At 48.0% G+C, this 17,549-nt stretch carries 14 protein-coding genes, 5 tRNA genes and 3 rRNA genes; 2 read left to right on the top strand and 20 right to left on the bottom strand.

All coding sequences use genetic code 11. The features are described from left to right. Positions 1–300: 300 nt before the first annotated feature. From rplL to U0008_RS01270, 12 genes are all read right to left on the bottom strand, one after another. Positions 301–666: a 50S ribosomal protein L7/L12 gene (gene rplL, locus U0008_RS01325; protein WP_025802785.1), complete on the bottom strand. Its 366-nt coding sequence runs from the start codon at positions 664–666 to the stop codon at positions 301–303. A 66-nt stretch (positions 667–732) separates the two neighbouring features. Continuing rightward, the gene (rplJ, locus tag U0008_RS01320; RefSeq protein WP_025802783.1) at positions 733–1,230 is read right to left on the bottom strand and encodes a 50S ribosomal protein L10; all 498 of its coding nucleotides are present in this window, start codon (positions 1,228–1,230) and stop codon (positions 733–735) included. A gap of 316 nt (positions 1,231–1,546) precedes the next feature. After that, on the bottom strand, positions 1,547–2,251 hold the full coding sequence (rplA, locus tag U0008_RS01315; RefSeq protein WP_025802781.1) for a 50S ribosomal protein L1: 705 nt from the start codon (positions 2,249–2,251) through the stop codon (positions 1,547–1,549). Between the two features lie 3 nt (positions 2,252–2,254). Continuing rightward, positions 2,255–2,683 (bottom strand): 50S ribosomal protein L11, encoded by a 429-nt coding sequence (gene rplK, locus U0008_RS01310; protein WP_025802779.1) that lies wholly within the window; start codon positions 2,681–2,683, stop codon positions 2,255–2,257. Positions 2,684–2,856: 173 nt separating this feature from the next. Further along, positions 2,857–3,402 (bottom strand): transcription termination/antitermination protein NusG, encoded by a 546-nt coding sequence (gene nusG / locus U0008_RS01305; RefSeq protein WP_025802777.1) that lies wholly within the window; start codon positions 3,400–3,402, stop codon positions 2,857–2,859. A 1-nt stretch (position 3,403) separates the two neighbouring features. Then, positions 3,404–3,787, bottom strand: coding sequence for a preprotein translocase subunit SecE (secE, locus tag U0008_RS01300; protein WP_025802775.1), 384 nt, complete (start codon positions 3,785–3,787; stop codon positions 3,404–3,406). A 287-nt stretch (positions 3,788–4,074) separates the two neighbouring features. After that, positions 4,075–5,259 (bottom strand): elongation factor Tu, encoded by a 1,185-nt coding sequence (gene tuf, locus U0008_RS01295; protein WP_038501901.1) that lies wholly within the window; start codon positions 5,257–5,259, stop codon positions 4,075–4,077. Between the two features lie 116 nt (positions 5,260–5,375). Further along, positions 5,376–5,451: transfer RNA gene (locus U0008_RS01290), tRNA-Thr, on the bottom strand. 6 nt (positions 5,452–5,457) lie between these two features. Next, a tRNA-Gly gene (locus U0008_RS01285) sits at positions 5,458–5,532 on the bottom strand. 124 nt (positions 5,533–5,656) lie between these two features. After that, positions 5,657–5,741: transfer RNA gene (locus tag U0008_RS01280), tRNA-Tyr, on the bottom strand. A gap of 22 nt (positions 5,742–5,763) precedes the next feature. Further along, positions 5,764–5,839 (bottom strand) — tRNA-Thr (locus U0008_RS01275). 52 nt (positions 5,840–5,891) lie between these two features. Continuing rightward, a complete protein-coding gene (locus U0008_RS01270; protein WP_043490359.1) occupies positions 5,892–6,077 on the bottom strand; it encodes a hypothetical protein in 186 nt (61 codons plus the stop codon). A 136-nt stretch (positions 6,078–6,213) separates the two neighbouring features. Here U0008_RS01270 and U0008_RS01265 point away from each other — a divergent pair, with 136 nt between their 5' ends. Both U0008_RS01265 and coaA read left to right on the top strand, forming a co-directional pair. Beyond that, positions 6,214–6,756 (top strand): GNAT family N-acetyltransferase, encoded by a 543-nt coding sequence (locus U0008_RS01265; protein ID WP_043490357.1) that lies wholly within the window; start codon positions 6,214–6,216, stop codon positions 6,754–6,756. A 223-nt stretch (positions 6,757–6,979) separates the two neighbouring features. Next, positions 6,980–7,927 (top strand): type I pantothenate kinase, encoded by a 948-nt coding sequence (coaA, locus tag U0008_RS01260; protein ID WP_025802684.1) that lies wholly within the window; start codon positions 6,980–6,982, stop codon positions 7,925–7,927. A gap of 48 nt (positions 7,928–7,975) precedes the next feature. On the opposite strand, the gene birA is transcribed toward coaA, so the two are convergent. From birA to hemG, 8 genes are all read right to left on the bottom strand, one after another. Further along, entirely contained in the window at positions 7,976–8,935 is a 960-nt protein-coding gene (gene birA / locus U0008_RS01255; protein ID WP_025802682.1) for a bifunctional biotin--[acetyl-CoA-carboxylase] ligase/biotin operon repressor BirA, read from the bottom strand. Next, positions 8,932–9,969 (bottom strand): UDP-N-acetylmuramate dehydrogenase, encoded by a 1,038-nt coding sequence (gene murB / locus U0008_RS01250; protein WP_043490354.1) that lies wholly within the window; start codon positions 9,967–9,969, stop codon positions 8,932–8,934. Before murB ends, birA begins: the two co-directional genes overlap by 4 nt. A gap of 138 nt (positions 9,970–10,107) precedes the next feature. Further along, positions 10,108–11,058, bottom strand: a complete 951-nt coding sequence (locus tag U0008_RS01245; RefSeq protein ID WP_043490352.1) for a siderophore ABC transporter substrate-binding protein — start codon at positions 11,056–11,058, stop codon at positions 10,108–10,110. A gap of 333 nt (positions 11,059–11,391) precedes the next feature. Beyond that, positions 11,392–11,507 (bottom strand): 5S ribosomal RNA (gene rrf, locus U0008_RS01240). 121 nt (positions 11,508–11,628) lie between these two features. Then, a 23S ribosomal RNA gene (locus tag U0008_RS01235) occupies positions 11,629–14,537 on the bottom strand. A 250-nt stretch (positions 14,538–14,787) separates the two neighbouring features. Then, positions 14,788–14,863: transfer RNA gene (locus tag U0008_RS01230), tRNA-Glu, on the bottom strand. 138 nt (positions 14,864–15,001) lie between these two features. Next, a 16S ribosomal RNA gene (locus U0008_RS01225) occupies positions 15,002–16,544 on the bottom strand. The 16S, 23S and 5S rRNA genes sit together here with 1 tRNA gene alongside, the layout of an rRNA operon. A gap of 427 nt (positions 16,545–16,971) precedes the next feature. Further along, entirely contained in the window at positions 16,972–17,514 is a 543-nt protein-coding gene (hemG, locus tag U0008_RS01220) for a menaquinone-dependent protoporphyrinogen IX dehydrogenase (protein ID WP_043490335.1), read from the bottom strand. Between the last annotated feature and the right edge of the window lie 35 nt (positions 17,515–17,549).

The raw sequence follows: 17,549 nt of genomic DNA, 5'->3' as shown, positions 1-17,549 counted from the left end.
CCACTCTGTCCGTCCTAGTAGGACAGTTCATGCAACACCATTTTGTGACCGAAAGGCAGAAACACCTTTCGCAATACTTGTTTCTATCACTCTTAAACCATTTCGTTACGCTTTACTCCGGAACTCCCAAAGTGGAAAGCCGCAATATATTAAGTCGAAGATAGAAACAAGTATTGAGGGAATACTAGTGGCCAAACAGTGTGAAATACCACGAGCATCCTTTACAGCGCAAAAAGGCTGGTGACCAAAAAGTCACCAGCCATCAGCCTAATTGCTTAGGCTGCTACCAAAAGAGTTGGCTTATTTAACTTCAACTTCAGCGCCAGCTTCTTCCAGAGATTTTTTCAGGCCTTCAGCGTCATCTTTGCTAACGCCTTCTTTCAGTGTAGCTGGTGCAGATTCAACCAGATCTTTAGCTTCTTTCAAGCCCAGACCAGTTGCGCCACGTACAGCTTTGATCACTGCAACTTTGTTAGCGCCAACAGCTTTCAGAATAACGTCAAATTCAGTTTTTTCTTCAGCAGCTTCAGCTGGACCCGCAGCAACAGCTACAGCTGCAGCAGCAGAAACACCGAACTTCTCTTCCATCATGGAGATCAGTTCAACAACGTCCATTACAGACATTTCGGAAACTGCATTCAAGATATCGTCTTTAGAGATAGACATAAAAATTGTTCCTAAAATTCAGAAATAGATTATACGTAAGCAAACGCGTTAGAAAAGAAAGGCTGATTAAGCAGCTTCTTTCTGATCGCGCAGAGCAGCGAGAGTGCGAACCAATTTGCCTGCAGAGGCTTCTTTCATGGCTGCCATCAGGCGTGCGATTGCTTCTTCGTAAGTTGGCAGAGTTGCCAGGCGGTCGATCTGGGCCGCTGGAATCAACTCACCTTCAAAGGCTGCAGCTTTAACCTCAAATTTTGCATTCGCTTTCGCGAAATCTTTGAACAGACGAGCAGCAGCGCCCGGGTGTTCCATAGAAAATGCAACTAAGGTTGGACCAACAAACGTGTCTTTCAGGCATTCGAAAGGAGTGCCTTCAACGATGCGACGCATCAAGGTGTTGCGAACAACACGCATGTAAACGCCAGCTTCACGACCTGCTTTACGCAGTTCAGTCATCTTATCTACTGTTACGCCACGAGAGTCAGCAATAACAGCAGAGTGCGCGCCTTTGGCTACTTCGATGACTTCAGCAACAATCGCTTGTTTGTCTTGAAGATTTAATGCCATTAGCTTTAGCTCCTGGATTTTGGCCGGGGAGGATTCCCCGGAACTCACATCACCTAAAACCGAAAACGGTCTAGGCGTTAAATACGGTGAGCAGAATCCAGTAATCAAAAGATTTTTTAGGTTCTGTCACCGTCTACGCAGGACGATTAAGCATCTTTCGATGCACCTGCGGTCTTGGACGGAGGTCTGGATAAGGCCAGACTCCAACCGAAAATTCGTTCGCTTTATATTCATTAAAGAATGCGCGGGCGTCAGATTTTATACAAATCTCGCGCCCGCGTAAAGCGAAAACGCAATTAGCTATTCTCTGAGAGAATTAGTTAGCTACTGCGGTCAGGCTACCCTGTTCGATTGCTACGCCAGCACCCATGGTGGTGGACAGGCTGATTTTCTTGATGAAAACGCCTTTAGCAGTCGCAGGTTTAGCTTTCTTCAGAGCAACCAGCAGAGCTTCCAAGTTTTCTTTCAACTGGTTAGAGTCGAAATCAACTTTGCCGATGGTGCTGTGAATGATGCCGTTTTTGTCGTTACGATAACGAACCTGACCTGCTTTAGCATTCTTAACTGCTTCAGCAACGTTAGGAGTTACAGTACCAACTTTAGGGTTTGGCATCAGGCCGCGTGGGCCCAGAACCTGACCCAACTGGCCAACAACGCGCATTGCATCTGGAGATGCGATAACAACGTCGAAGTTCATTTCGCCTTTTTTGATCTGGTCAGCCAGATCTTCCATACCTACCAGTTCTGCGCCTGCAGCTTTAGCAGCTTCAGCGTTCGCACCCTGAGCAAATACAGCAACGCGTACTGAACGACCGGTGCCGTGTGGCAGAACGGTAGCACCACGTACGTTTTGGTCAGATTTACGAGCATCGATGCCAAGGTTGACAGCAACGTCAACGCTTTCAACGAATTTAGCAGTGGCCAGCTCTTTTAACAGAGCAACGGCTTCGGTGATGTCATATTGTTTAGTAACATCAACTTTGTCACGGATCACGCGCATGCGCTTGGTCAGCTTAGCCATTTCTTAGTCCTCCACTACCAGGCCCATGGAACGAGCAGTACCTTCGATGGAGCGAATCATCGCTTCAACGTCAGAACCAGTCATGTCCGCAGCTTTGGTTTCTGCGATTTCACGAACCTGAGCACTCGTTACTTTACCTACTTTGTCTTTGTTCGGCTTGCCAGAACCAGACTTGATACCAGCTGCTTTCTTCAGCAGTACTGCTGCTGGAGGAGTTTTGGTAACGAAGGTGAAAGAACGGTCAGAATAAACGGTAATAACAACAGGGATCGGCAGACCTTTTTCAACGCTGTCAGTCTTAGCATTGAACGCCTTACAGAATTCCATGATGTTAACGCCTTGCTGACCCAGAGCTGGACCAACTGGCGGACTTGGGTTTGCCATACCAGCTGCAACTTGCAGCTTAACGTAGGCTTGTACTTTCTTGGCCATGGTAAATATCCTCGATTGGGTGATAACGCCTCAAAAAGGCTCCCCGTTATTTGCAAAACGTTTACACGCGATACATTCGAAAATGTGGTGCGCATAAAAACAAAAGGCGCGAAATTGTAGTTCAATTTCGCGCCTCTGGCAATCAGCAATCATAGCGATCGCTTAATTATTTATCAGCCTTTTTCGACCTGGCTAAAGTCCAGTTCTACTGGGGTCGCACGACCAAAGATAGAAACAGAGACTTTCAGGCGGCTTTTTTCGTAGTCAACTTCTTCAACCACGCCGTTAAAGTCGGCAAATGGACCATCGCTGACGCGGACCATTTCGCCTGGCTCGAACAGAGTTTTCGGACGAGGCTTATCACCAACCTGCTGCAGACGGTTCATGATAGCATCAACTTCTTTGTCACTGATTGGAGCTGGACGATCAGAAGTTCCGCCGATGAAGCCCATCACACGCGGCACGCTACGCACTAAGTGCCAGCTGGCATCTTCCATTACCATCTGAACTAACACGTAACCAGGGAAAAATTTACGCTCGCTTTTGCGACGTTGCCCGCCACGGATTTCGACAACTTCTTCTGTCGGAACCATGACTTCACCGAACAACTCTTCCATGTTGTGCAGTTTAATGTGCTCGCGCAGCGATTGAGCTACACGGCCTTCAAAACCGGAAAACGCCTGAACGACGTACCAACGCTTTTTAGGGGCTTCAGACATCTTAGAACCTCAGGCCAGTAATAAACGAAACTAAACGGACCAGAATACCATCCAGCCCCCACAGAATCAGTGACATGACGGCGGTGACCGCAGCCACGATCAATGTTGTGTGCAACGTTTCCTGACGCGTTGGCCAGATGACCTTGCGCATTTCGGTACGCGCTTCACGGGCAAATGCCACGGTAGCCTTACCTTGAGTTGTCAATAATGCTACGGCACCAGCAATTGCGATAATCACGACTACAGCCATCGCGCGCAGTGGCAGACTCACATCACGGTAAAGGAAGTTACCTACGATGGCCACGATCAGCAGCACGGCGACAACCAGCCATTTTAGCGCTTGTAGGCCGCGCCCGCTCCCTTGAGCATCGGTATTCGCACTCATAAACCAACCTGTCACTAGATTGTGAAAAACAACTTCGCCCCGCAACGCGAGGCAAACCAAACCGAATGGGTATCTTACAAGAAACAAACGCGATAAGCGCGGTTACCTCTTCAAAGAAAGAGCAAGATCAGATAAATGATCCGCTATTCGGCACGATACGCCGTACTATCAGAGCCCATCTCACCTGTAATTATGACGCTAAAACTACTGATGAGATAGGTTCTAGTATCACTAGCGTAGAAAAAGGGCATCAAATGATGCCCTTTTATCGCGTGTCGCGTCAAATCTTATTCGATGACTTTAGCAACAACACCAGCACCAACGGTACGGCCGCCTTCGCGGATTGCGAAACGCAGACCATCATCCATTGCGATTGGGTGAATCAGGTTAACAGTCATTTGAATGTTATCACCTGGCATTACCATTTCCACGCCTTCTGGCAGTTCGATGGTACCGGTCACGTCAGTTGTACGGAAGTAGAACTGTGGACGGTAGCCTTTGAAGAACGGAGTATGACGACCGCCTTCATCTTTGCTCAGAATATAAACTTCTGATTCGAACTTGGTGTGTGGCTTGATGGTGCCTGGCTTAGCCAGAACCTGACCACGTTCGATGTCTTCACGCTTGATACCACGCAGCAGAACACCAACGTTCTCGCCTGCACGACCTTCGTCCAGCAGTTTACGGAACATTTCAACGCCGGTACAAGTTGATTTAACGGTATCTTTGATACCAACGATTTCAACTTCTTCACCAACTTTAACGATACCGCGCTCTACACGACCGGTAACAACTGTACCACGGCCGGAGATAGAGAATACGTCTTCGATTGGCAGCAGGAATGGCTTATCGATAGCACGTTCTGGCTGTGGAATATAAGAATCCAGAGTTTCAGCCAGTTCTACGATCTTAGCTTCCCACTCTGGTGCACCTTCCAGCGCTTTCAGAGCAGAACCACGGATGATTGGAGTATCATCGCCAGGGAAGTCGTACTGAGACAGAAGTTCACGAACTTCCATTTCTACCAGTTCCAGCAGCTCTTCATCATCAACCATGTCGCATTTGTTCAGGAACACGATGATGTAAGGAACGCCAACCTGACGACCCAGCAGGATGTGCTCACGAGTCTGAGGCATAGGGCCGTCAGTCGCAGCAACAACCAGGATCGCGCCGTCCATCTGCGCAGCACCGGTGATCATGTTTTTAACATAGTCGGCGTGGCCTGGGCAGTCTACGTGCGCGTAGTGGCGAGTCGGGGTGTCGTATTCAACGTGAGAAGTGTTGATGGTGATACCACGAGCTTTTTCTTCTGGTGCGTTATCGATCTGATCGAATGCACGAGCAGAACCACCGTAGGTTTTAGCCAGAACGGTAGTGATTGCAGCGGTCAGCGTTGTTTTACCATGGTCAACGTGGCCGATAGTACCGACGTTAACGTGCGGTTTTGTACGTTCAAACTTTTCTTTAGACATCGATTGTCCCTCTAAGACACGGATAAATCGGTGATATCACCACATCAACCAAGCAAATGATTTGTATGCACTAGCTGAATATTTTACAGAATGAAATCAGAGGAGGAGAAAAGAAGTGGTGCTGATACCCAGAGTCGAACTGGGGACCTCACCCTTACCAAGGGTGCGCTCTACCAACTGAGCCATATCAGCAATACTTGGAGCGGGCAGCGGGAATCGAACCCGCATCATCAGCTTGGAAGGCTGAGGTAATAGCCATTATACGATGCCCGCATCCTAGAACTCGGCTACCTGATTGTTCTGTAGAGTTTTGTATCGATGAAGTGAGATCTTCACTGATACATTTTGAGATGTAGGATTAAACCACACCTCAGGCCCTATCTCTAAGGCGAATAAATGGTGGTGGGGGAAGGATTCGAACCTTCGAAGTCTGAGACGGCAGATTTACAGTCTGCTCCCTTTGGCCGCTCGGGAACCCCACCACTTGGTGTTGCTTTTACTTGATGGTGCCGGCTACCGGAATCGAACTGGTGACCTACTGATTACAAGTCAGTTGCTCTACCAACTGAGCTAAGCCGGCATCAAGTGGGTCGCATTCTAGGTAGTGATCGTGCTCTATGCAACAAAAAAATTCAATTTTGCGCACCTTCGGTCAGAAAACAGTCAAAAACGTCTTTTAGACCGTTTAATTGCTCACAAAATAGCATGATTTTAGTCCCTACAAGCCGCCTCACATCATTCAACATCTCATGTTTCACAGCCACGGCGGCGTGTTCAAAAACATTGGTATTGATCACAATCACACTTTTCTGGTGCATTAATTTTATGCTTTCTGCACCAACGCAAAGCAAAAGCTACACTTATTAGGCTGACTCCCCCACGTAATTAGCAGTTCTGCAACTTGGCCTGCTCTTTGCTTATACCAAGTCATGACCCGTTCTGGAGGAATCGCCAATGAAAATTGTGCTGCTTAACGATGCCACATTACCAGTATACCGCAGTGAACTTGCTCTGCTTTTGACCGACGCGGTCGCTAACGGCGCCTCTTTGGGATATGACACACAGATTGATCATTATGATGCTGAATGCTACTTCCATAGCCTGCGGCCCCTGATTGCCAAAGGAGAGCTGTTATTATGGATAGCCCGTGATGAGCATCGTGTGATTGGTACAGTGCAGCTTTCTCTTTGCCAGAAGCCTAATGGCCGCAATCGGGCTGAAATTCAAAAACTCATGGTTCACAGCAGCGCACGCCGCTTAGGGGTTGCGCACCAGCTGATTATCACGCTTGAAAAGTCAGCGATGCAGGCACATCGAGGCTTACTCTATTTAGATACTCAAGCGGGATCGGCTGCTGAAGCTTTCTATCGAACGGAAGGTTATCGATGCATGGGGGAAATCCCTGACTATGCCTGTACACCCGACGGTCAATACCACCCTACCGCGATCTACTACAAACGCCTCTTCGCCGTTGTCCAACCTGCAAAAGCTAGCTGAGTTCTCCTAGCGGGGGCACATTTATTTTTAGCCTCCGCTTTTTTCCTTTCTTACATTCCCCTTATCTCTTGATCGCATTACAACCATTACGTAGATTGAGTCAAAGTTTTAAAAAAAAACACTACGGCCGTAGCGAAGCTGATTATAATGTGCAGCTCGTTATCCATCTGGAGTTGGCGTCTGTCGCCGTTCCCGACCCGCGCTAACAGGCAGAATTGGGCATATGAAGAAAGATCAATCTTTGGCGACACCGTATCTACAGTTTAGTCGCCAACAATGGGCTGCACTGCGTAACTCCGTTCCATTAACACTGACGGAAGAACAAATTGCTAATCTAAAGGGTATTAACGAAGATCTTTCGTTAGAAGAAGTTGCTCAAATCTATCTGCCACTTTCTCGCCTACTTAATTTCTATTTCAGCTCAAACGTTCGCCGCCAAGCCGTTCTCGAACAGTTTTTAGGCACTAACGGTCCGCGCATCCCGTATATTATTGGGATTGCGGGTAGCGTAGCTGTTGGGAAAAGCACGACGGCTCGCGTATTACAGGCTCTATTGAGCCGCTGGCCAGAGCACCGTAAAGTTGAACTACTGACAACTGATGGTTTCCTGCATCCGAATAAAGTGCTGCAAGAACGCGGTTTGATGAAGAAAAAAGGATTCCCGCAGTCGTACGATATTCAAAATCTTGTGCGCTTTGTTTCTGAGATAAAATCCGGTGCACCGCGAGTGACGGCTCCGCAATATTCTCACCTGATATACGACATTATCCCTGACAGCTGCAAAGTCATTGAGCAGCCAGATATTCTTATATTGGAAGGATTGAATGTTCTACAAAGCGGCATGGATTATCCACACGATCCACATCGTGTTTTCGTGTCTGACTTCGTAGATTTCTCAATTTATGTTGATGCACCGGAGGATTTACTACAAGGCTGGTATATCAATCGATTCTTGAAATTCCGCCAAGGTGCATTTTCCAACCCGGACTCATATTTCCACCACTACTCTCAGTTACCGGAATCTGAAGCTGTTGAAATAGCAACAAATTTATGGAAAGAGATCAACGGGCTAAACTTAACACAAAACATCCTTCCCACGCGTGAACGCGCAAGTCTGATCATGACTAAGGGTGGAAACCACGCCGTTGAAAGCGTGCGTCTGCGTAAATAACCCGCTGAGATTTACTGGAATAGGGCATCATTTTTGATGCCCTTTTTGTTATGCGCCGCGCAGTGAAATTTCACCGCCGATGAACGGCGTCACTTCACCTTCGCGGTCTAGAAGCAATGCTCCCTGAGCGTCGATACCGCGAGCGATCCCATAAATTTTTTGCTCACCAATCAGCAAATTAACCGGACGGTCAATAAAATTATCAAGCTCACGCCAGCGTTCGACAAACGGTGCCAAACCACGTGTTTCAAAATCAATCAAAGTATCTCGCAGCCGCTTCAATAACTGGGCAACTAGCTCATTACGATTGATTTTAACGCCAGCTTCCTGAAGATTAATCCACTGTTGATTGACTATCGAAGTATCTGGAGAGCGCATAGATAAATTGATGCCAGCGCCAATAACAATATTCGCTGCATCACCGGTTTTTCCCGTCAACTCGACGAGAATGCCCGCTAATTTCTTATCGTTGAGATAAAGATCGTTTGGCCACTTCACCTTCACATCCGGAGCACCAAGCTCGCGCAGCACTTCAGCCATCACGATCCCAATCACCAAACTTAAGCCCATCGCCGCTGCAGGTCCTTGCTCTAAACGCCAAAACATAGAGAGATACAGATTGGCACCAAAAGGTGAAAACCAGTGCCGACCACGACGTCCACGGCCCGCTTGCTGATACTCAGCGACGCATGCATCACCAGAGCGCAGCTCGTGTATACGATCGAGTAGATACTGATTAGTGGAATCAACCACCGGGAGTACCGTCACTCCACCTTCGGGTAGTTGTTTCGTAATTTCTTGCTCATCAAGTAACTGCATCGGTGATGGCAGACTATAACCTTTTCCAGGAACCGTAAAAACATCGATTCCCCAGTCACGGATTGTCTGGATATGCTTATTGACGCCCGCTCGGCTCATTCCCATCAGCTCACCCAAGTATTCACCTGAATGAAACTCACCATCGGAGAGAATGTTGATTAAACGTAGGGGCACGCTGATATCTTTCATGACAAAACCTCAACCGCGTTAACTTCACCAGTAGCCGATATAAAACGAACCTCAGGTTCTAGCCACACATCAAATTTCTCTGCAACCCTGTTGCGGACAGCTTGCGCCAACATAGCAACGTCAGCACTCGTAGCATGATCTTTATTAATTAAAACCAATGCCTGTTTCTGATGCACTGCGGCTCCGCCAACCTGAAATCCTTTGAGGTCACAGCGGTCTATAAGCCAACCCGCAGCAAGCTTCATATCACCCGATGCTTGTGGGTACATAGGGGCATCAGGGAATATCGCTTTAATTTGCGCCGCAACGGCTGCCGTCACAACCGGGTTTTTAAAGAAACTACCGGCATTACCCGTTTCGTGCGGGTCTGGCAGTTTGGTCTTACGCATATGACAAACTGAATCAAAGACCTGCTTCGGCGTTACCGTTTCACGAGGCAGCTGGGCTAAGTCACCATAGTTCAGTACGGGCTGCCATAACTTATCTAAACGTAAACCAACAGCGATGATGGCGTAGCCATCACGATAGCTGTGCTTGAAAATGCTTTCCCGATAGCCAAACTGGCATTCATCAGCGGTTAAGCGAAAGACTTCATTCGTACGTAAATTCAATACATCGACGTAGTCACAAACTCTTTGGAATTCAATCCCATAAGCACCAATATTTTGAATAGGTGCAGAGCCCGCACATCCTGGGATCAACGCGAGGTTTTCAAGCCCAGACATGCCCTGTTCAAGTGAATACTTCACCAGCTCATGCCAATTCTCTCCAGCCCCCACATGAAGTCGCCAGCTATCACCGTCTTCCGTAATAGTGATACCTTTGATGCGATTAAGTAGTATGGTTCCAGAAAAGTCTTCTAAAAATAATACGTTACTACCCTCGCCTAAGATCAACACAGGATCATGCCGATCGACTGCTATGCGCCAGAATTCCGCTAAAGAATCCGGTGATGTGGCAACAATAATATCTTTGGCTTTGGCGTTGATTCCAAATGTAGTGAATTTGGTAAGCGATGTACGGCTATTAGACATGAAACAAGGATCTCATCCTGACTAAACTACGCTTAGTCTAACCGATCCTTCTTTGAATTTTTGGATAAATAGATGTGTAGCCAAAAGAGAATAAAAATGGCGGCATTATCTTATACCGCCGTTAATTGCAGCTCACTGCTAAAGTGCGTTTGCTACCTCAGTTAATTGTGCGGCTGTGCTCTCTAAACCTGCCCCCGATAAATACCAAAGATCAGGCGTCAGATAAACGATCTTTCCATTTTTAAAAGCCGATGTAGAACGCAGATTATCATCTTCAAATTTTGCTTTATCCAACGGCGTTGTGCCAATAGCCGCGCTGCGGTCCACAACGAAGATAATATTCGGATTTGCCTGAGCGATGTCGTGCGTTGTTAGCGGTACGCGCTTCTTATGACTATTATCTGATGTGGGCAAGATAACCTTTGCCTGTTTCATCCCTAATACATCAAAAACAATAGGCTGGTGAGTCACGCCAAAATTATCATTGTTATGTATCAACGTTAAAGCAGTAAGATTCTCCGGCGCTTTATCAGACTTTATAGACGCTATTTGATGAGATAAAGCCTCGATATAACGAGCAACATCATCTTTTTTATCAAATATCTGGCCTAATAATTCCGCATTTGTCTTCACGGATGCAAAATATGTATTCTGATCAGTAGCTAAACTAATCGTTGGTGCGATAGCGGAAAGCGCATCATATGAATTGCCTTGACGGCCCGTAATAATAATCAAATCAGGTTGTAACAGTGCAATCGCATTTAAATCAGGGTCTTTCATTCCCCCAACTTCAGTCATTGAAGATGATACTTTGCCTTTTATATAGCTAGGTATTGATTTTGGCAAACCAACGACGTGGCTTGTCAGCCCTAGTTTTTCCAGTGAATCATAGGTACCAAAATCAAACAGAATGACTCGTTGTGGGTTTTTATGGATTTGAGTAACGCCAGCCGCGTGTGTAATGCTCAATGTATCTGCTGTCGATGCAGTTACATGAGCGATCACAGCCTTTGTTGGCTCTTTTGCTACTGAACAATAGCTGGTAAATGACAAAATAGAAGAAATAATAACCAGAGAAATGTTTTTCATAATGCGCATCCAAGCGGAAATAAGAGATTCGCATTCTAGATAGAGCAGAAAATATGTCAATGCAATTGATAATTAATATCAATAGTGACGATGATTTATTCTTTTCAAATTTCCCATAGCAAAAAACCCCAGTCTTTCGACTGAGGTTCTTTACTTTAATTAAAGCCTGGCAGTTTACGCTGGGCTTCCTGCCCAGCGCCCTTCGGGCCAACGCGTCGCGTTGTTCAACATCGTTCCCGACGATGTTGTCCTACTCTATCGAGACGCTTACCGACAAAATTTAAACAAAACAAAAAGGCCATCCGAAAGGATGGCCTTTTTGTTTTATTTAAAGCCTGGCAGTTCCCTACTCTCGCATGGGGAGACCCCACACTACCATCGGCGCTACGGCGTTTCACTTCTGAGTTCGGCATGGGGTCAGGTGGGACCACCGCGCTATCGCCGCCAGGCATATTCTGTTATTTGTACCGCTTTCTGTATTTCTACAGCTAGCCATACAAACCAATCTGTTCAACAAGCTTACTCTTTGTGTTTTCGCGTCTCTGCGTCTTAAAACACCTTCGGTGTTGTAAGGTTAAGCCTCACGGATCATTAGTACTGGTTAGCTCAACGTATCGCTACGCTTACACACCCAGCCTATCAACGTCTTAGTCTTAAACGTTCCTTTAGGAGACTCAAGGTCTCAGGGAAGACTCATCTCGAGGCAAGTTTCGCGCTTAGATGCTTTCAGCGCTTATCTTTTCCGCATTTAGCTACCGGGCAATGCCATTGGCATGACAACCCGAACACCAGTGATGCGTCCACTCCGGTCCTCTCGTACTAGGAGCAGCCCCTCTCAATCTTCCAACGCCCACGGCAGATAGGGACCGAACTGTCTCACGACGTTCTAAACCCAGCTCGCGTACCACTTTAAATGGCGAACAGCCATACCCTTGGGACCTACTTCAGCCCCAGGATGTGATGAGCCGACATCGAGGTGCCAAACACCGCCGTCGATATGAACTCTTGGGCGGTATCAGCCTGTTATCCCCGGAGTACCTTTTATCCGTTGAGCGATGGCCCTTCCATTCAGAACCACCGGATCACTATGACCTACTTTCGTACCTGCTCGAGCCGTCACTCTCGCAGTCAAGCTAGCTTATGCCATTGCACTAACCTCACGATGTCCGACCGTGATTAGCTAACCTTCGTGCTCCTCCGTTACTCTTTAGGAGGAGACCGCCCCAGTCAAACTACCCACCAGACACTGTCCTCAATCCCGATTAGGGACCGGAGTTAGAACATCAAACATTAAAGGGTGGTATTTCAAGGTTGGCTCCACGCAGACTGGCGTCCACGCTTCAAAGCCTCCCACCTATCCTACACATCAAGGCTCAATGTTCAGTGTCAAGCTATAGTAAAGGTTCACGGGGTCTTTCCGTCTTGCCGCGGGTACACTGCATCTTCACAGCGAGTTCAATTTCACTGAGTCTCGGGTGGAGACAGCCTGGCCATCATTACGCCATTCGTGCAGGTCGGAACTTACCCGACAAGGAATTTCGCTACCTTAGGACCGTTATAGTTACGGCCGCCGTTTACTGGGGCTTCGATCAAGAGCTTCGCCTTGCGGCTGACCCCATCAATTAACCTTCCAGCACCGGGCAGGCGTCACACCGTATACGTCCACTTTCGTGTTTGCACAGTGCTGTGTTTTTATTAAACAGTTGCAGCCAGCTGGTATCTTCGACTGGCTTCAGCTCCATCCGCAAGGGACTTCACCTACGCGCCAGCGTGCCTTCTCCCGAAGTTACGGCACCATTTTGCCTAGTTCCTTCACCCGAGTTCTCTCAAGCGCCTTGGTATTCTCTACCTGACCACCTGTGTCGGTTTGGGGTACGATTCAATGTTACCTAGAGCTTAGAGGCTTTTCCTGGAAGCTTGGCATCAACTACTTCATCACCGTAGTGACTCGTCATCACGCCTCAGGGTTAATAAAAGCGCGGATTTACCAACGCTTTCCCCCTACACGCTTAAACCGGGACAACCGTCGCCCGGATAGCCTAGCCTTCTCCGTCCCCCCTTCGCAGTAACACCGAGTACAGGAATATTAACCTGTTTCCCATCGACTACGCCTTTCGGCCTCGCCTTAGGGGTCGACTCACCCTGCCCCGATTAACGTTGGACAGGAACCCTTGGTCTTCCGGCGAGCGGGTTTTTCACCCGCTTTATCGTTACTTATGTCAGCATTCGCACTTCTGATACCTCCAGCAACCCTCACGAGCCACCTTCAACGGCTTACAGAACGCTCCCCTACCCAACAACACCTAAGTGTCGCTGCCGCAGCTTCGGTGCATAGTTTAGCCCCGTTACATCTTCCGCGCAGGCCGACTCGACCAGTGAGCTATTACGCTTTCTTTAAATGATGGCTGCTTCTAAGCCAACATCCTGGCTGTCTATGCCTTCCCACATCGTTTCCCACTTAACTATGACTTTGGGACCTTAGCTGGCGGTCTGGGTTGTTTCCCTCTTCACGACGGACGTTAGCACCCGCCGTGTGTCTCCCGTGATAACATTCTTCGGTATTCGTAGTTTGCATCGAGTTGGTAAGTCGGGATGACCCCCTAGTCGAAACAGTGCTCTACCCCCGAAGATGAGTTCACGAGGCGCTACCTAAATAGCTTTCGGGGAGAACCAGCTATCTCCCGGTTTGATTGGCCTTTCACCCCCAGCCACAAGTCATCCGCTAATTTTTCAACATTAGTCGGTTCGGTCCTCCAGTTAGTGTTACCCAACCTTCAACCTGCCCATGGCTAGATCACCGGGTTTCGGGTCTATACCTTGCAACTTGACGCCCAGTTAAGACTCGGTTTCCCTACGGCTCCCCTATTCGGTTAACCTTGCTACAAAATATAAGTCGCTGACCCATTATACAAAAGGTACGCAGTCACCCCATAAAAGAGGCTCCCACTGCTTGTACGTACACGGTTTCAGGTTCTATTTCACTCCCCTCGCCGGGGTTCTTTTCGCCTTTCCCTCACGGTACTGGTTCACTATCGGTCAGTCAGGAGTATTTAGCCTTGGAGGATGGTCCCCCCATATTCAGACAGGATGTCACGTGTCCCGCCCTACTCATCGAACTCACAACGTATGCATTTTCAAGTACGGGGCTATCACCCTGTATCGCCGGACTTTCCAGACCGTTCCTCTGACACATACGCTGATTAAGGTTCTGGGCTGCTCCCCGTTCGCTCGCCGCTACTAGGGGAATCTCGGTTGATTTCTTTTCCTCAGGGTACTTAGATGTTTCAGTTCCCCTGGTTCGCTTCGTTAAGCTATGTATTCACTTAACGATAGTGCAACGAATTGCACTGGGTTTCCCCATTCGGAAATCGTCGGTTATAACGCTTCATATCAGCTTACCGACGCTTATCGCAGATTAGCACGTCCTTCATCGCCTCTGACTGCCTAGGCATCCACCGTGTACGCTTAGTCACTTAACCTCACAACCCGAAGGTGTCTCTTTAGTGAACGCGGTTACGAACCGGTTCAAGACAGCATTCAAGATTGCAAAAAATTGAGAGACTGCTTAATGCAAACTGTGTCAGTGTTTGACCGAAGTCATTCTCACAGTTGCTTAAGCTTTCAAATTTCAGCTTGTTCCAGATTGTTAAAGAGCAATATCTTAAACACGACTTAATAAAGTCATCTTTAAGATATTCAGGTGATAATGTCTTTCACTCATTATCGGAATGGCGTCCCCAAGGGGATTCGAACCCCTGTTACAGCCGTGAAAGGGCAGTGTCCTAGGCCTCTAGACGATGGGGACACGAAAATACCGACAAAGCTCACGCTTTCTCGTTTCGTATCAGCATGAGTCTTAAAACTCACAACATCAACAGGTGCTCTTGCTCATTAATTTCATCAGACAATCTGTGTGGACACTGCACTTAACGCTATCTTTAGGTAAGGAGGTGATCCAACCGCAGGTTCCCCTACGGTTACCTTGTTACGACTTCACCCCAGTCATGAATCACAAAGTGGTAAGCGCCCTCCCGAAGGTTAAGCTACCTACTTCTTTTGCAACCCACTCCCATGGTGTGACGGGCGGTGTGTACAAGGCCCGGGAACGTATTCACCGTAGCATTCTGATCTACGATTACTAGCGATTCCGACTTCATGGAGTCGAGTTGCAGACTCCAATCCGGACTACGACATACTTTATGAGGTCCGCTTGCTCTCGCGAGTTCGCTTCTCTTTGTATATGCCATTGTAGCACGTGTGTAGCCCTACTCGTAAGGGCCATGATGACTTGACGTCATCCCCACCTTCCTCCGGTTTATCACCGGCAGTCTCCTTTGAGTTCCCACCATTACGTGCTGGCAACAAAGGATAAGGGTTGCGCTCGTTGCGGGACTTAACCCAACATTTCACAACACGAGCTGACGACAGCCATGCAGCACCTGTCTCAGAGTTCCCGAAGGCACTAAAGCATCTCTGCTAAATTCTCTGGATGTCAAGAGTAGGTAAGGTTCTTCGCGTTGCATCGAATTAAACCACATGCTCCACCGCTTGTGCGGGCCCCCGTCAATTCATTTGAGTTTTAACCTTGCGGCCGTACTCCCCAGGCGGTCGACTTAACGCGTTAGCTCCGGAAGCCACGCCTCAAGGGCACAACCTCCAAGTCGACATCGTTTACAGCGTGGACTACCAGGGTATCTAATCCTGTTTGCTCCCCACGCTTTCGCACCTGAGCGTCAGTCTTTGTCCAGGGGGCCGCCTTCGCCACCGGTATTCCTCCAGATCTCTACGCATTTCACCGCTACACCTGGAATTCTACCCCCCTCTACAAGACTCTAGCTGACCAGTTTCAAATGCAGTTCCCAAGTTAAGCTCGGGGATTTCACATCTGACTTAATCAACCGCCTGCGTGCGCTTTACGCCCAGTAATTCCGATTAACGCTTGCACCCTCCGTATTACCGCGGCTGCTGGCACGGAGTTAGCCGGTGCTTCTTCTGCGAGTAACGTCAATCACTGTGGTTATTAACCACAATGCCTTCCTCCTCGCTGAAAGTACTTTACAACCCGAAGGCCTTCTTCATACACGCGGCATGGCTGCATCAGGCTTGCGCCCATTGTGCAATATTCCCCACTGCTGCCTCCCGTAGGAGTCTGGACCGTGTCTCAGTTCCAGTGTGGCTGGTCATCCTCTCAGACCAGCTAGAGATCGTCGCCTAGGTGAGCCATTACCCCACCTACTAGCTAATCCCATCTGGGCACATCTGATGGCGTGAGGCCCGAAGGTCCCCCACTTTGGTCCGAAGACGTCATGCGGTATTAGCTACCGTTTCCAGTAGTTATCCCCCTCCATCAGGCAGTTTCCCAGACATTACTCACCCGTCCGCCGCTCGTCACCCAGAGAGCAAGCTCTCTTGTGCTACCGCTCGACTTGCATGTGTTAGGCCTGCCGCCAGCGTTCAATCTGAGCCATGATCAAACTCTTCAATTAAAAGCTTGATTTGCTTCAACAAGTGAAGCGATGCTCGAAAATTAACTTTCGTAATAATTCACTAAATGAATTACTGCTTGGTCACTCTTCAAGACTTTAATATTTTATCGTCCGAGGACGTTAGATATTGTCTTGTGAGTGCCCACACAGATTGTCTGATAAATTGTTAAAGAGCAGCGAATTGCGAACATTCGTTCCAGCAACTCGGGAGGTGCATATTACGCTTTCCTCCTGAAGAGTCAAGCTTTTTTCTTTTCAGAAATTCGCATTACTGCGATGCTTTTCTCTTCCTCACCGAGCGACGTTTGCGTCGTTGTTCCCGGTCAGTGGTGGCGCATTATAGGGACTTCTGAACGGCTGACAAGTGTTTATTTGAAAATAATTACTGAACGCGTAATTTATCAACAAAAGTTATGCTTTGTGATGATTATCTCACCATACCGCTGGTTAAACGGACAAATTCCTGTGCAAAGCGCCCTACATCCTGCCAATCCGTATATTCAACTTCTTTAGTCGTATCCGTTTCCCCACCGGTCATTTTCATAATAAGTTTGATCATGACCTTATCTAACCAACCATATCGTGGGTAACGCAGCGCTCCTGCAAACACCGAGCATTGTTTTGGCTGCCAAGGTGTCGCAAGCAAAAACTTGCGCGTATACGCATTGGTCTGTGGTGTTCTCTTCTCAGGCTTACGAGCAGTGAGGTTTACGGCAAAGAAAGCGCTCGGCATTGCATTTAGCTGTGCGGCGTTCGTTTTAGTGAACTGATATAGCGCACGTTGAAAGTGTCCGTAGCGAACCGATGCACCAATCACGACCGCCTGATAGTTCGCAAGATCGATATCCATCGAGATTGCCAAATCTTGCACATCACACATCGTCGTTTCAGATAAGGTTGAGGCTATATAAGAGGCGATAGCTTTTGTCTGTCCATCTCGGCTTGAATAAAGCACTAATGTTTTCTTCATGGCTTACGGCCTCTGGCATTATCCATAATTAATCG

Origin of the sequence: Hafnia alvei (assembly GCF_034424155.1) — a bacterium.
GTDB lineage: Bacteria > Pseudomonadota > Gammaproteobacteria > Enterobacterales > Enterobacteriaceae > Hafnia > Hafnia alvei.
This window is presented reverse-complemented; position numbering and strand designations above follow the sequence as displayed.